Genomic DNA, 14,550 nt, shown 5'->3' on the forward strand with positions numbered 1-14,550 from the left:
GGGGCGCCCGCTGTTTTCGGAAGGAGGGAGGGACGTGTTAACGGGTCTCGGTGGCCTGCTTCAGGGCGGGGGCCACGGAGACGGCCGGATTCAGACGCGGGATGAACGTGCACTGCAGCGCGTGGTACAGGTCGGACTTGCCGGGCCACACGGTGCCGATGACGTGGTTGTCCTTGTCCAGCTGGTGGAACCAGGAGCCGTGCTCATGGTCGATGAGGTATTCGTCGATGTACCGCCAGAACGTGGCGTACCAATCCTTGTACTCCTGCTTGTCGGTCACGGTGGCCAGCACGGCGGAGGTGTTCACGGATTCGGCGAGCGTCCAGTGCATGCGGTCGGTGACCACGGGGCGGCCGTTCCAGTCGGTGGTGTAGGCCAGTCCCACGGTGCCGTCGGTGTTCCAGGCGTCCTCGAGCGCGCGAGCGAACAGGTGTTCGGCGGCGTCGATCAGCGCGGCCTTCTGCTCGTCGGTGCGGCTGCAGCTGGTGGCGAACTGGGTGATCAGGCGGGCCCATTCGATGCCGTGGCCGGGCGTGGCGCCGTACGGCTTGAACTGGTCGTCGGGCTTGCTGCGGTTGAACTCCAGGTCCGGGGTCCAGTCGGCGGTGAAGTGCTCCGGGATGCGCCACGAGTTGTGCGACGCCCAGTCGACGACGTGGTCGATGATGCGGCCGGCGCGGGTGCGGTAGGTCTCGTCGCCGGTCACGTCCGCCACGGCCAGGAACGCCTCGACGGTGTGCATGTTGGCGTTGATGCCGCGGTACGGATCCAGCTCGGTGAACTCGGTGTTCCAGGTGTCCACGGCCAGGTCGTGCTCCTCGTCCCAGAAGTGCGCGTTGTAGGTGTCGAGCGCTTCGGAGAACAGTTCCTTGGCGCCCGGGCGTCCGATCAGCGTGGCCGAGGTGGCGGCCAGGATGACGAAGGCGTGCGTGTAGCAGACCTTGCCCGCCTCGGGGGTGCCGTCCGCGGTGATGGACGGATACCAGCCGCCGTTCACATCATCATGCAGCGGCCCGCGCAGGCCGTCGAGCGCCTTGTCAACGAGCTCCTCGGCGTCTGGCTCGCCGTGGATGGCGCCGAGCGTGTAGACGTGCGCCATGCGGCAGGTGATCCAGGTCTGGATGCCGTGGGAGGGGTCGGGGTTGCCGCGATCGTCCAGCCAGGTGGAACCGCCGTTCGGGGCGGGGAAGCGGTGTCCGAAATGCAGCAGTTCGTTGCTTTCGGCCTCAAGCAGGTCGTGGTTCTCCGGCGAGCCGAAGACATAGGCTTCGGGCGCGTAGGCGGCGGTCATATGCGATGTCCTTCCAGGCGTCCGTCGACATCGACGGTAACTGCGTTAATACGTTAACAATGTTAATGCTAAACCGCTTAAGACATGCCGGGTGCGGTGGATATGACGGTGTGAGAGCAACAAAAAAGGGTTCCAGGCGTATGCCCGGAACCCTGAACAAGTGGAGCCGCGGGGAATCGAACCCCGGTCCGATGACCGTACCCACAGTCTTCTACGTGCGTAGTCCGCTGGCTTTTCAGCTATTGTTCTGCCTCCACCTATATCGCGGACAACCGGTGGCAGGCCTATCCACAGTGTAAGTCCCTCAGACGCCCTGCGGCTCGGCGAGTGAGGCGAGTCTCCTTAACGACGCCCGATTTCTTCCCGGAGACGCAGAAGAACGGACGGAGCGGCTGCTCGCTGGATTAATCCTGGCGCGAAGCTCAGGCAGCGAGAGCGAACTCAGTGCGGTTAGATTTAGCACTTATTGTTTTGCGGGGGACATCCACGAGCGGACCCCGCATTCTCGGCACGCTTCCCTGCAGCGAACAGGTCATCGTCGAAACCGATCGGCCCCTTTTGAATTATCAAACCAGCCGGCGCGCGGCCGGACTTTCCACAATAACCCTGTTGCCCGATGAATGCAACTCGATATTCGCTCGGTGTACGGATCCATGCGTCGCATGGACATGGTGCGCCCGCGACGGAAAGATCCGATGGAGAGCACGAGATGGTCCTTCTGGTGTATGGATACGGTGTGCATGCACCAGAAGGACCAGATGACGAGTGCATAAAGATCCTTTTGACGCATAGGCACCGTATCCATGCGACAAAAGGACTTCCAAGGGCACATGTAATGGCCCATATGTCGCACAAGCACTATGCTCATGCGACATATGGGCCATAACGCTCACTCGCCGTTGATGATCTTGCAGTAGTCCGGGATGCCCTCCTCGGGATAGGCGGGCCAGGCACCTTCCTGCGTGCAGACGAAGGCGGATGTGTTGACGGCCGCGCGGTGCGCCTCCTCCATCGTGGCGCCGTTGAGCAGCTTGCCGGTGAAGGTGCCGGAGAACGAGTCGCCTGCGCCCACGGTGTCGGCCACCTCGACCCGCGGCGTGGAGATCGTGGAGCTCTTGCCCGTCTTCGACATGACGGTGCTGAAGGCGGCGCCGCCGGTCAGGATGATGTAGTCGAGGCCGTATTCGTTGATGAACCAACGGCAGGCCTCGTCGTCGGAGGTGCCGCGGATGTCGAACATGTCGCGCAGGAGGAACAGTTCGTCGTCGTTGATCTTGAACACGGTGGCGTATCCGAGCAGTTCCTCGATCAGCTCCTTGGAATAGTGGTCGCCGCGCAGGTTGATGTCGAAGAACTTCATCGTGCCGGGCTTGGCGTGCTTGAGCAGTTCGATGATGGTGTCATGCGATTCGGGGGAGCGCAGGCCCAGCGTGCCGAAGCAGATCGCGTCGGCGCTTCCGACGACCTCGATGAGCTGGCGAGTGTACAGGATGTGGTCCCAGGCCACGTTCTTCACGATTGTATACTCGGGGATGCCGTTCTTGAGCGCCACGTCCACGGTGCCGGTCGGCCAGGCGTTGCGCTGGATCATCGAGTTGATGCCGGCGGCCTGGGTGGCGGCCAGCAGCTCGTCGCCGAGCTCGTCCTCGCCCACGGCGCTGATGGCCACGCCCTCGGCGCCGTTCATGGAGGCGTGGTAGATGAAGTTGACCGGGGCGCCGCCGGCGCGCTTGCCGGTGGGGAGCATGTCCCACAGCAGTTCGCCGAGGGAGAGCACGGTGGGTTTGGTCATGGTGATTCCTTTCCTTGATTGATATGTTGGGTTGTCGATTGACGTCTTGGACCGCCTGCCGTCAGGAGATGTCGAAGAATCTCGACGGGGTGGTGAGGAACTGGGTGATGGCCACGGCCGCCGCGCCGGCGACGGTGGCGTCGGCGGGCAGTTGCGACAGGCGGATGTCCGTGGCCTCGATGACCTCGGCGCTGACACGGCGGCTGGTGATGTCGCGCACGATGTCGAGCAGCCGTTGCCCAGCCCCGGAGACGATGTCTCCGAGGATGATGCGCTCGGGGTTGAACATGTTGCAGATCGTCACGCATCCGTAGGCGATGTAGCGGCATGCTTCGTCGAGGATGGCCGTGGCCTGCCGGTCGCCGTCGTCGACGAGATCGAACAGGGCGTCGCACGCCTGACGGTGGGTCATCGATCGACTGTCGGCGATGATGCCGGCGGCGTTGATGCGCTCGTGGATGGCGTTGGCGGAGCAGTAGCGTTCCAGGCATCCGACGTTGCCGCAGTCGCAGGGCAGTCCGTTGACGTCCACGCTGGTGTGGCCGAGTTCGGTGGCCGTGCCTTGGGCGCCGTTGATGAGGTTGCCGTGGTCGATGATCCCGAGCCCGACGCCTTCGCCGAGCAGGTAGTAGGCGAGGTTGTTGCAGTGGCCGTCGTCGGAGAACAGGTGCTGGGCCAGCACGCCGGCGCGGGCGTCCTGCTCGACGAACACCGGTACGCGGAAGGCCGAGCCGAATTCATCGAGGAAGTTGATGGTGCGCCATCCTTGCATGGAGGAGACGACGGTGGTGTACCCCGCCTCGCGCAGGTACGGTCCGGGGACGGCCATGCCGATGGCGATGATGGCCGGGTCGGCGTCGAGCAGCGCGCCGACCTTGGTGTGGATGGCGGCGATGGTCTGCGGGATGGTGTCCTCGCTGACCGTGGGCAGGTCCTCGATAGACAGCGCGGTGCCGCTCAGGTCGAAGACGCCGATCTCCACCAGGCTGCGTGCGAATTTGACGCCGATGACGTGGAACCGCGTGGGGTCCAGGTTCAGGCCGATGGAGCGACGGTTCAGTCGTCCCTCCATGTCCCCGGTCTCCTCGATGATGCCGGCCTCGATGAGGCGTGCGGTGATCTTGGTGATGGCGGCGGGCGTCAGTCCCAGGGCCTTGGCGATCTGCGCCCGCGAGCAGATGCCGTGGTAGTACAGGTGCTGGAGGATGCGCGAGCGGTTCGACTCGGACACGGTCGCCTGCGATGCGACGGTTGTGGACGTGGGCATCGACGCCTCCTTGGGTGCGGTTGTCGGTCCGTCTTTGACTTCCAACGATTGTTTATATATTAACATGGTTAATGTATATGTCAATCGTTTTACAGCGTGTCGCCGACGGCCAAGGCCGCTGCCGCCCGTCGGGGATCCGTGACACGGCGTGGTGCCCGGTGCGGAGATGGTACCGTGGTGGCGTGGCAAGGCAGGAGAATCAAAGGAGATGCCCGTGACCGTGGAAATCGCCGTGCAGGATGTCGAAGGCGCGAGGATCGCCCTGGAGGAAGGGGCCGACCGCATCGAGCTGTGTGTGGCATTGGGCGCCACCGGTGGTCTGACGCCGAGTTTCGCACTGATCCAGGCGTGCTCGCATGTGGGTCTGCCGCGTGGCGTGCAGGTGCTGGTGCGCCCGCGTTCCGGCTCGTTCGTGTTCGGCAAGACGGAACGGATGGTGCAGCTGGGCGACGTGCGCTCCGCCATCCTGGCCGGCGCGAGCGGCGTGGTGGTCGGCGGGCTGAACGAGGACAACACCATCGACGTGCCCTTTGCCGCCGCCCTGATCGAATGCGCCCGGGACGAGGGCCGCCGCTGCAACCGTGACGTGCAGGTGACCTTCCACCGTGCGTTCGACATGGTGCCCGACCAGTTCGCCGCGCTGGACGTGCTGATCGAACTGGGGTATACGCGTGTGCTCACCTCGGGCGGGGCGCCGACGGTGCCCGAAGGCCTCGACCGGTTGCGCGATCTGGTGCGGCATGCCGCCGGACGCATCGAGATCCAGGCCGGCGGCGGCGTGACGCCCGAGAGCATCGGCGCGATTCGTGCGGCGGGGGTGGACGCCATCCACCTGTCCGGCAAGACGCTGGTCGCCGCGTCGGGCGGCCCCGGTGGCGGCGGCCAGAACCCCGTGGAGCGGACCGACCGCGTCATCGTGCGCGCCGCGGTGCTGGCCGCACGGTGACGTGTCGTCGGCGCCACGCCCCGCCGTATCACCGCTGAACGGCCGTCACCGCGCCAGATAGTCGCGCAGCACGGCGGTCGATTCGCCGCGGATCGCGATGTCGCTGCCGATCTCGCACCGCCGGATGCGTGTGTGGGCATGGAATGACGATGCCGTGGTCTGGTCCAGATAGCGCTGCGCGGCGTTGATGAAGTCGGAGTTGACGATATCCGGTGGTCCGTAGACGCAGATGTCGGTGATGTCGAGCAGGCCGACCGGCATGGCCAGAGCGTTGGCCAGATGGGCGCCGGCCTGTTCGAGGATGATCTGGCGCGACTCGGGATGCTCGCGCATCCGCGCCTCGAGCACCGGGGTGGAGATCAGCCGTTCGAGGCACCCGCGCTTGCCGCACGGGCAGGGCGGTCCCTCCGGGTCGATGGAGATGTGGCCGATCTCGCCGCCGGCGTGGTTCTCGCCGACCACCGGCACGTCGTTGATGAGCACTGAGGTGCCGATGCCGCGGCGGAACCAGACGAACATGAGATTGGGGCCGCCCTGTCCGAAGAACCGCTCGGCGAGCATGCCGCTGGTCGAATCGTTGTCCACGCTGACCGGCACGGCGAACCGCTGCTCCAGCGGCGTGCGCAGATCGACGTCATGCCAGCCCAAGGCGGTGGAGCGCCGCACCGTGCCGTCCACGATGACGCCGGGGGCGGCCACGCCGATGCCGATGACATGGTCGGTGTGGTCCATGAGCCGGGCCGTCAACTGCCCGATGTCGTCGATGGCGATGGTGTCCTCGGCGCCCAGCGCCAGTTCGGACCGGTACAGTATCGTACCCAGCAGATCGGTGACCGCACCCTGGATGAACCGCGACTGCGACAGGTCGATGCTGACGATGTGGAGCCGCTGGGTGTCGATCCCGAGCAGCGTGCCGCGTTTGCCCTTGCCGGGGTTGTGGGCCAGCCCGCCCTCCCTGATCAGTCCTTCGTCCAGCATCGAGCCGACCACGTCAGACACCGCCACGCGGGAGAGCCCCGTTCGTCTCCCGATCTGCGCGCGGGAGAGCTCGGTGGCGGGGAACAGCAGCCCGAAGATCAACGCACGGTTGTTCCGCCGTACGTCGGACGGGTCCGCTTTGGACGTATGCCCCGGCGCGAGGAAGGCGACGGGCGGGGTGGAAGGATTCATGGCGTTCCTTCTAAGTGTGCTGGGAAACGGTTGGCCGTTACCGTGGATACTTCATTGTATTGGTTCTCCATTGTAGACGGTTGCCCTTTCTCATATGCGATTGAGCCGCAGGGCGAGTTCCACGGAGCCCACGTTGTAGCCGCTGCACGCGTAGATGCCGGTCAGGGGGTCGTCCTGTGCCTGGCCGGGGCGGATGGCCACGATGACCGGCGACTTGTCCGGATCCACGAAGGTGATGCGCGCCAGTCGGGCCGCCGTCGGCTCGGAACACCGCCAGAGCCGGAACCGCCGGGGCAGGCGGGCGAGCATGGCCGTGATCGGGGCGCTGACGGGCGCATCATGCGGGCAGAGGGCGATGACGGGCTCGGTGCCGGTATCGGAATCGGGGCGTTCCGCCAGTGATTCGCGCAATTCGTCCAGCACGTGGATGCTCGGTTCGGAGCCGTGGACGTCGAGGATGAACACCACGCCGCGCCGGCCGTGCAGGACTTCGCTCAAGGGGGTGTCGGCCCCGTCGTCGGCGATGAGCGGCAGGTCCTCCAGCGGCAGATGCGCCAGCAGGTCGGACTGCGCCGGCCGGCGCCGGTCCAAGGCGATGGTGCGGTCCTCGTCCGCCACCCGGAGCGTCTGCGAGGCGGCCAACTGGCTGCCGTTGGGCAGGCGCGTGGTGGTGATGACGCGGTACGTGCCCGGCTCTAGGCGGATGCGGGCCGCGCCGTCCGTCCACAGGACGTCGCCCAGGTCGATGGTGGAGAAATCCATGCCGTACGGGGTGCGCTGCAGCCGGCTGATGGTCCAGTCCACGCCGTAGCGGGGGGTGTCGTCCCGTCCGGGGGCCGTGAGCGTGCAGGTGACCGGCCGATCGCTTTCGCGGGCCTGAACGTCAACGAACCGTGCGCCGTCGAAATACTGCGGGCTGCGGGTTTCGGGATTCAGACGCGCCGGGATGCCCAGGCAGCGGCAGACGGTGACGAACGCGATGCCGCGGTGCGGGCCGTCGCCGTATCCGCGGGACAGCAGCGCCGCCGTGCCGGTGTAGGGCTCGTCGTCCTCGGCGTCGCGCACGTCGCGCAGCATCTCCTGCCACAGCGTCCGCGGATCGGAACGGAACAGCGCGGTGCGGTCGGCGTCGAACCGCTGCTGCAGCACGCGGTGGTCGCCGGCGAGCTCCTCGCCGTCCACGCGCGGATTGAGCACGGCGTCACGCCACAGATCCGTGCGGGTGCGTTCGTCGAGGTCGGCCAGCATCCGCATCGCATGGTCCCGGATCGCCGCGGCCGCGGCCAGCGCGTCGTCGAGCGTCTCGGCGTGGACGTCGGCCAGATCCTTGTCGGAGAGCGCCTGCAACAGCAGCATCCGGTCGGGTTCGGCCCCCGCCTCCAGGAAACGGGCGATAACCGGCCAATTGCCGCCGGCCAGACGGAGGATTTCATCGGTGTCGGCGTCGCCGGTGGCCGACTGCCGGGCGAATGACTCAAGGCGTTCGACGCGCATGGTCTCCGCACGCCGCGCCCTGTCCGCGCCCACGGCCTTCTGCTCCGGCGTCAGCGCCGCGGCGCGGGAACCGCCGGCGGCGGGCGCGGACACCGACAGCGGCGTCCATGCGTCGTCGTCTCGGCGTTCGGCATCCAACGTCACGGTCACCGCGGTGGTGGATGCGGCGTCGACCAGCGCCTCGCCGAACCCATCCGGCGTCGAGGCGTGCACCAGCACGGTTCCGAGCCCGAGCTCGATGGCGGCACGGCCGTCCTCGTCGGCGGCCAGTTGGGCGATCGGCGCGAATTCGGCCATATTGAGCAGTTCAAAGCGCACGTTGGCACCGGGCACGGGGGCGCCGTCGGTATCGGTCACCGTGACGGTCAGTCGGGCGGTCGGCGCGTAGGAGGCCGTGAGGTTCTGCAGTATCGCGGCCCCCTGCCTGCCAGCCGACGGCGAAACATCGACCGATCCGGTCGTGTAATCGCAGAACACGCGGGCGTGAATCAGCATCGCGCGGGCCGCCGCGCAGTCGAACCATCCGCGGTCCAGCCGTTCCTCGGGCTCGCAAGCCCCCATGAAACGCCAGACGCCGTCGACCAGCGCCTCAACCCAGGCGTGGTTGTCGTCGCAATGCGCCCAGCGCGGGGTGTACACCTGACGCGCGGGGATGCCGATGGCTCGCAAGGCGCTCACCAGCAGCGTGGATTCCTCCCCGCAGCGGCCCGTGCCGCGGTTCAGCGCGCCGGTCGGACCGATCGTGCGGATGTCGGAGGGGGCGTAGGTCACATGCTCGGCGCACCAGTAATTGGTCTCGATCGCGGCGCATTCCATGTCAAGCGGCGTAACCCGTGCGTCCAGCTCGCCTGCGATGCGGCTGCGGCACGGTTCGAGACGCTCGTTGTTGACCCGCGGCCAGAACACGTAGTGGATGAAGACGTCCTCCGGCAGTGCCGCGGTCCATGCGCGGCTCCGGCGCAGCTCCAGGGCGTGGTCCACGTAGTCCAGCAGCGTCGCCGGCTCGCATTCGAGGATATCGGTGGTCGGCAGGGTGCCGACGAGCAGATGCATCAGGGCGCGTCGGTCGCCGTCGAGCCTGCCGATAAGCGTGTCGGCGGGGATCGTCAGGCCGCCCAGTGACGCCTTGCGGTCGCGATACCGGTTGTCGGCGTAGTCGTGCAGTGCGGGGGACAGGAGGTTCTCGCGCATGGGTGTGTCCTTGTGACGGCGGGATGGATACGGCAGTACTGTACGACGCCGCTTGTACCGTGACGGGTCGCGGGCGGTTCGGGTGGTAATCTGCCTAGTGACGCAGGTGTTGTGCGGGCGATGATGTGCCGCACGCCTGTGATCAGAGGAAAGCGAAGGAAACACCGTCAGGAGAGGAAAACCTACATGAATGAATACGTTGGCATCGATATCGGTGGCACCAAGATCGAGGCCGTGCTGGTCGATGAACGCAACACCGTGCTCAACACCTGCCGCATCCCCGCCCGGCCGGGTGCGCAGAACGTGCTCGACGACGTCATCGGCATCACCCGCAGGCTCGGCGGGGAGCCGGTGGCCGTCGGCGTGGGCCTGCCCGGACAGGTCGATTCGGTGACCGGCGTGGTGCGCGACATCGTCAACCTCGATATCGTCAAGCTGGAGCTGGGCCGCGAGGCCAGCAAGGCGCTGGGGATCCCGGTACAGGTTGAAAACGATGTCAACGCGGCCGCGCTGGGTGCCGTGGCCCTAATCGACGACCAGGTCTCCGCCGGCGATACCGTGGTGTTCCTGAACTTCGGCACCGGCCTGGCCGCCGGCGTGGTGCGCGACGGCCATGTGGAACGCGGGTACAGCGGCTCCTACGGCGAAATCGGACACATCCCGGTCGACCCGAACAAGTTCCTGTGCAACTGCGGCCAGCGCGGCTGCCTGGAGACCGTCACCTCGGGCGGCTCGGTGGCCAAGCTGTGGCCGGGCCAGCCGCCGCTGCCGGACCTGATCGAGAAGGCCAAGGCCGGCGAGCCCCGCGCCATGGAGGTGTACGGCATCGTGCAGCACGGGCTGGCGGACACCATCCAGGTGGTCGGCCAGGCGTATGACCCGAAGCTGATCGTGCTGGGCGGCGGCATGGCCAAGACCGGCCGTCCGCTGCTGGACATGATCGTCGAGGAGATGCGCCGCCGCGAGGAGACCAGCCATTTCATCGCATCGCTGCATCTGCCCGAGCGCCTGCGCCTGGCGCCGGTCGAGCGGCCGATCGGCGCGATCGGCGCCGCGCTCGCCGCCCCGCGCGACTGATGCGCAGTCGTCGTTTCCCGTCATGACGGCCGCCTTCCATGTGCACCAAGCCATGGGAGGCGGCCGTTGGCGTAGAGGGGGTGGCGGACGGCGTTTCTGGGGGAGAGGGCGCGGTAGGATTATTTATGACAAGGAAGTTAACGATTTAACTGCACAGTTATGTCGCTCACCCTGAAGAAAGTAGATATCATGCCGGAAATCATCATTGTTAAGAACGAAGCCGAAGCTGGTGAGATCTACGCTCGTTGCGTCGCCGACCTCATCAAGTCCAAGCCGAATGCCGTGCTGGGGCTGGCCACCGGTTCCAGCCCGCTGGCCGCCTATCAGGCGCTGGCCAAGGTCATCGACGCCGAGGACATCGATGTCAGCCAGGTCCAGGGCTTCGCGCTCGACGAATACCTGGGCCTGCCGCTGGACCATCCGGAGTCGTACCACTCCACCATCAACCGCACCGTCACCGTGCCGCTGGGCCTCGACCCGGCCAAGGTGCATGTGCCCGGCGACGCGCTGAACGGCTGCCCGCTGGAGGACGGCGAGCGCATCGCCGGCGCCGGTGCGGCCTATGACGCGGCGATCGAGGCCGCAGGCGGCATCGACGTGCAGATCCTGGGCATCGGCACCGACGGCCATGTCGGGTTCAACGAGCCGGGCTCCTCGCTGGCCTCGGGCACGCGCGTCAAGACCCTCGTCGAGCAGACGCGCGCGGACAACGCCCGCTTCTTCGACGACGACATCAACCAGGTGCCCACCCATTGCATCACCCAGGGCATCGGCACCATCATGCGCGCCCGTCACCTGGTGCTGCTGGCCTTCGGCGAGGGCAAGGCCGAAGCGATCCGCCAGACCTGCGAGGGCGGCATTTCCGCGTTCTGCCCGGCCTCGGCGCTGCAGATGCACCCGCACGCCACAATCATCGTGGACGAGGCGGCGGCCAGCAGGCTGAGCCACAAGGACTACTACGAGTACGCCTACGCCCACAAGCCGGCCTGGCAGGGCATCTGAACCCCGCCCCAAGTCCCAAGACTGCGAAGGAGTGATCATGGATTCCAACAGGATGGAAACCGTCAAGCGGGTCACCTCGGCCATCACCGGGGCCCCGGCCCGTATCGCCATCCGCGGCGCGCGGAAGATCGACGCCCGCGGCGTGCGGGAGCATTTCTGGCTGACCTCGGCCGACGGGGTCATCACGGCCACCGGCACCGACGAGGAGGAGTTCGAACACGCCTGCCGCTCCATCGCCATCGATCCGGCCGATGATACTCGGATCATCGACGCCGCCGGCCGTCTGTTGACCCCGGGGTACGTGGACATCCACGCGCACGGCTCGTGGGAGCGGTCCTTCGACGACGGTCCGGAAGGCATCGACATCGCCCGGGCCGGCCACGCCGTACACGGCACGACGCGGCAGGTGTGCTCGCTGATCACCAACCCGATCGACGTGATGTGCGAGAACCTGCGCAACGTGCGCGCCGCGATGGATCGCCGTCCGGATGTGCTGGGCTCGCATCTGGAGGGGCCGTTCCTGGCGCTCGCCCGCAAGGGCGCCCATGACCCGGAGTGCCTGAAGGATCCGGTGCCGGAGCTGGTGGAGCAGCTGCTGGACGCCGCCGACGGCAGTCTGCGCCAGATCACCATCGCGCCTGAGCTGCCGCATGGCATTGACGCCATCGGGCGGTTCGCGGCCGCGGGCGTCGTACCCGCGGTCGGCCACTGCGACGCCGACTATGACATGGCCAAGCGCGGTTTCGACGCCGGCGCGGGCATCGTCACGCATATGTTCAACGCGATGAACGGCCTGCACCACCGTGAGCCGGGCCCGATCCCGGCGGCGGTGGAGGACCCCCGCGTCACCATCGAGATCATCAACGACGGCTTCCATGTCCAGGATCCGATGGTCCGGCTCGGGTTCGGCTTCGCGCCGCACCGCACGGCGTTCGTCACCGATGCGATGGCCGCCACCGACTGCCCGGACGGCCCGTACAAGCTGGGTGCGTTGGATGTGAACGTGGTGGACGGGCACGCCCGACTGGTCTCCAACGGCGCGATCGCCGGGTCGACGCTGCTGCTGGAGGTCGCCGTGCGCCGCGCGGTCACCGTGCTCGGCATCTCGCCGGTCGACGCCGTCGAGGCCGCCACGCTGACCCCGGCCAGGACGTTCGGATACGACCGCCCGAATCCGGTCACCGGTGCGCCGCTGGGTCTGCTGGCCCCCGGATATGCCGCCGACCTGTTGCTGACTGATCCCGAGACTTGGACGGTCGGTGAGGTCTGGTGCGCGGGCCGTAAGCTCAAGTAACCGAGGCGTGCCTCGGTTGAGGCGACAAGAGTCCGTATAGTGAGATGACAACCTATGACGTCTCACTATACGGACTTTTTTGTTACGACCTATGATACGCCGGAAAACGGTGTCATTCCAAGGGAAAACGGGGATTGGATGACGTGGTTCGTGGGGTGCGGAGGGCCATGGGCAGGGCGATTTCGTAACATGCCGCGTCTACGGTCGTGACTTGGACGCCCGCCGAGCGCGATGCCAAAAGCGAATGTGGGATGCAGGCGGGTCCGAATGTTGACAGAGAGAGGATTCAAACGTGAATCGCAAGAAGATCACCGCCGTCATCGCCTCCGTGGCCGCAGTGGCATCGCTCGCGGCCTGCGGCGTGAAGGATGAGGCCGCACCGGCCGCCGACAGCAGCACCATCACCATCGGCACCACGGACAAGATCGTCAGCCTCGATCCCGCGGGCTCGTACGACAACGGCTCCTATGCCGTGCAGATCAACGTGTTCCCGTTCCTGTACGCTCAGGACTACAACACCTCCGAGCTGAGCCCGGACATCGCCGCCGACGACGGCACCTGGAACGAGGACGGCTCTCAGTTCACCGTCAAGCTCAAGGAAGGCCTGAAGTTCGCCAACGGCAACGATTTGACCTCTTCGGACGTCAAGTTCTCGTTCGACCGCATCAAGACGATCGACGACCCGAACGGCCCGGTGTCGCTGCTGGCCAACATCGAGTCGGTCGAGACCCCGGATGACACCACCGTGGTGTTCAACGCGGCCGTGCCGTTCGACGTGACCCTCAAGCAGGTGCTCTCCAGCCCCGCGGGTCCGATCGTCGACGAGGATGTGTTCAGCGCCGACGCCCTGACCGATGCGGACACGATCGTCGATGGCGACGCCTTCGCCGGCCCGTACAAGCTGACCTCGTTCACGCTTAACGAGAACGTGGCCTACGCCGCGAACGAGAACTACGAGGGCCTGACCCCCGCGCAGAACGAGACCGTGCAGGTGCAGTACTTCGCCGACGCCTCCAACCTGAAGATGGCCATCGAACAGGGCACCGTGGATGTGGCGTTCCGCTCGCTGACCGCCACCGACATCGAGGATCTCTCCGGCAATGACGACCTCAAGGTCGTGAACGGCCCGGGCGGCGAGGAGCGCTTCCTGTCCTTCAACTTCAAGATCCAGCCGTTCGGCGAGTCGCAGCCGGATGCAGACCCCGCCAAGGCCAAGGCCGTGCGCCAGGCCGTGGCCGCGCTGATCGACCGCGAGGAGCTGTCCGACCGCGTGTACAAGGGCACCTACACGCCGATGTACTCCTACATCCCGGATGGTCTGGAAGGCCATGAGGACACGCTGAAGGCCGCCTACGGCGACGGCAACGGCGGCCCGGACGCCGAGCAGGCCGCGCAGATCCTAGCCGACGCCGGCGTCGAGACTCCGGTGACCCTGAACCTGCAGTACAACGGCGACCACTATGGCTCCAGCTCCGCCGACGAGTACGCGGCCATCAAGTCGCAGCTGGAGGCGGACGGCCTGTTCACCGTCGACCTGCAGCAGACCGAATGGACCCAGTACAGCGAGCAGCGCCTCGTCACCGACGAGTCCGACGGCTCCTACCCGGCCTACCAGCTCGGCTGGTTCCCGGACTACTCGGATCCGGACAACTACCTGTCCCCGTTCTTCCGCGACGGCAACTTCGTGATGAACGGCTACTCGAACGAAGAGGTCAACACGCTCATCACCAACCAGGCCGGTGAGCAGGATCACGACAAGCGCATGGAGATGCTCGGCCAGATCCAGGACATCGTCACCGACGAACTGCCGACCATCCCGCTGCTGCAGGGCGCCCAGGTAGCGGTGACCCGCAACAACATCGACGGTGTCGTGCTCGACGCGTCGTTCCGCTTCCGTTACGCCTCGGTGACCAAGTCCTGAGGTCGCCTGAAGGAGGATGCCATCATCCTCCAAAAACGCCGTCGGACCCGTGTCTCCTATTCTTGACGGGTCCGACGGCCTTACCATCATACGTCCGACATCGCT

10 protein-coding genes and 1 other RNA gene are annotated in these 14,550 nt (G+C 66.3%); 5 read left to right on the top strand and 6 right to left on the bottom strand.

All coding sequences use genetic code 11. The annotated features are described in order from the left end of the window. Window positions 1-37: 37 nt before the first annotated feature. From B4C31_RS04265 to B4C31_RS04280, 4 genes are all read right to left on the bottom strand, one after another. The gene (locus B4C31_RS04265) at window positions 38-1,291 is read right to left on the bottom strand and encodes an AGE family epimerase/isomerase (RefSeq protein ID WP_291531469.1); all 1,254 of its coding nucleotides are present in this window, start codon (window positions 1,289-1,291) and stop codon (window positions 38-40) included. Window positions 1,292-1,449: 158 nt separating this feature from the next. Then, window positions 1,450-1,847, bottom strand: a transfer-messenger RNA (tmRNA) gene (ssrA, locus tag B4C31_RS04270). Window positions 1,848-2,180: 333 nt separating this feature from the next. Continuing rightward, entirely contained in the window at window positions 2,181-3,083 is a 903-nt protein-coding gene (locus tag B4C31_RS04275; RefSeq protein WP_291531470.1) for a carbohydrate kinase family protein, read from the bottom strand. Between the two features lie 61 nt (window positions 3,084-3,144). Continuing rightward, on the bottom strand, window positions 3,145-4,350 hold the full coding sequence (locus B4C31_RS04280; protein WP_291531471.1) for an ROK family transcriptional regulator: 1,206 nt from the start codon (window positions 4,348-4,350) through the stop codon (window positions 3,145-3,147). Window positions 4,351-4,558: 208 nt separating this feature from the next. On the opposite strand from B4C31_RS04280, the gene B4C31_RS04285 reads away from it, so the two are divergent. Next, window positions 4,559-5,296 (top strand): copper homeostasis protein CutC, encoded by a 738-nt coding sequence (locus tag B4C31_RS04285; protein WP_291531472.1) that lies wholly within the window; start codon window positions 4,559-4,561, stop codon window positions 5,294-5,296. A gap of 45 nt (window positions 5,297-5,341) precedes the next feature. Here the strand turns inward: B4C31_RS04285 and B4C31_RS04290 are convergent, their stop codons facing one another. Together B4C31_RS04290 and B4C31_RS04295 are read right to left on the bottom strand one after the other, a co-directional pair. Continuing rightward, entirely contained in the window at window positions 5,342-6,466 is a 1,125-nt protein-coding gene (locus B4C31_RS04290; RefSeq protein WP_291531473.1) for an ROK family transcriptional regulator, read from the bottom strand. A gap of 90 nt (window positions 6,467-6,556) precedes the next feature. Beyond that, entirely contained in the window at window positions 6,557-9,151 is a 2,595-nt protein-coding gene (locus B4C31_RS04295) for a transglutaminase domain-containing protein (RefSeq protein WP_291531474.1), read from the bottom strand. Between the two features lie 186 nt (window positions 9,152-9,337). Here B4C31_RS04295 and B4C31_RS04300 point away from each other — a divergent pair, with 186 nt between their 5' ends. The 4 genes from B4C31_RS04300 (at window position 9,338) to B4C31_RS04315 (ending at window position 14,445) form a co-directional block, all read left to right on the top strand. Continuing rightward, a complete protein-coding gene (locus B4C31_RS04300; protein WP_291531475.1) occupies window positions 9,338-10,228 on the top strand; it encodes an ROK family protein in 891 nt (296 codons plus the stop codon). 189 nt (window positions 10,229-10,417) lie between these two features. Beyond that, window positions 10,418-11,230 carry a glucosamine-6-phosphate deaminase gene (nagB, locus tag B4C31_RS04305; protein WP_204390200.1) on the top strand — a complete coding sequence of 271 codons (813 nt, stop codon included), beginning with the start codon at window positions 10,418-10,420 and terminating at the stop codon, window positions 11,228-11,230. 37 nt (window positions 11,231-11,267) lie between these two features. Then, complete coding sequence (locus B4C31_RS04310) at window positions 11,268-12,524, top strand: N-acetylglucosamine-6-phosphate deacetylase (RefSeq protein WP_291531476.1); 1,257 nt, start codon at window positions 11,268-11,270, stop codon at window positions 12,522-12,524. A gap of 292 nt (window positions 12,525-12,816) precedes the next feature. Next, window positions 12,817-14,445: an ABC transporter substrate-binding protein gene (locus B4C31_RS04315; protein WP_291531477.1), complete on the top strand. Its 1,629-nt coding sequence runs from the start codon at window positions 12,817-12,819 to the stop codon at window positions 14,443-14,445. The last annotated feature ends 105 nt before the right edge of the window (window positions 14,446-14,550 follow it).

The organism is Bifidobacterium sp. UBA4282, assembly GCF_002394995.1.
Taxonomy (GTDB): Bacteria; Actinomycetota; Actinomycetes; order Actinomycetales; family Bifidobacteriaceae; genus Bifidobacterium; species Bifidobacterium pullorum_B.

Bases quoted from the DNA above. Each gene is read 5' to 3' on its own strand.
- B4C31_RS04265 (WP_291531469.1), bottom strand. From the start codon at position 1,291: ATGACCGCCGCCTACGCGCCCGAAGCCTATGTCTTCGGCTCGCCGGAG.
- B4C31_RS04285 (WP_291531472.1), top strand. From the start codon at position 4,559: ATGCCCGTGACCGTGGAAATCGCCGTGCAGGATGTCGAAGGCGCGAGG.
- B4C31_RS04280 (WP_291531471.1), bottom strand. From the start codon at position 4,350: ATGCCCACGTCCACAACCGTCGCATCGCAGGCGACCGTGTCCGAGTCG.
- nagB (WP_204390200.1), top strand. From the start codon at position 10,418: ATGCCGGAAATCATCATTGTTAAGAACGAAGCCGAAGCTGGTGAGATC.
- B4C31_RS04275 (WP_291531470.1), bottom strand. From the start codon at position 3,083: ATGACCAAACCCACCGTGCTCTCCCTCGGCGAACTGCTGTGGGACATG.
- B4C31_RS04310 (WP_291531476.1), top strand. From the start codon at position 11,268: ATGGATTCCAACAGGATGGAAACCGTCAAGCGGGTCACCTCGGCCATC.
- B4C31_RS04300 (WP_291531475.1), top strand. From the start codon at position 9,338: ATGAATGAATACGTTGGCATCGATATCGGTGGCACCAAGATCGAGGCC.
- B4C31_RS04290 (WP_291531473.1), bottom strand. From the start codon at position 6,466: ATGAATCCTTCCACCCCGCCCGTCGCCTTCCTCGCGCCGGGGCATACG.
- B4C31_RS04295 (WP_291531474.1), bottom strand. From the start codon at position 9,151: ATGCGCGAGAACCTCCTGTCCCCCGCACTGCACGACTACGCCGACAAC.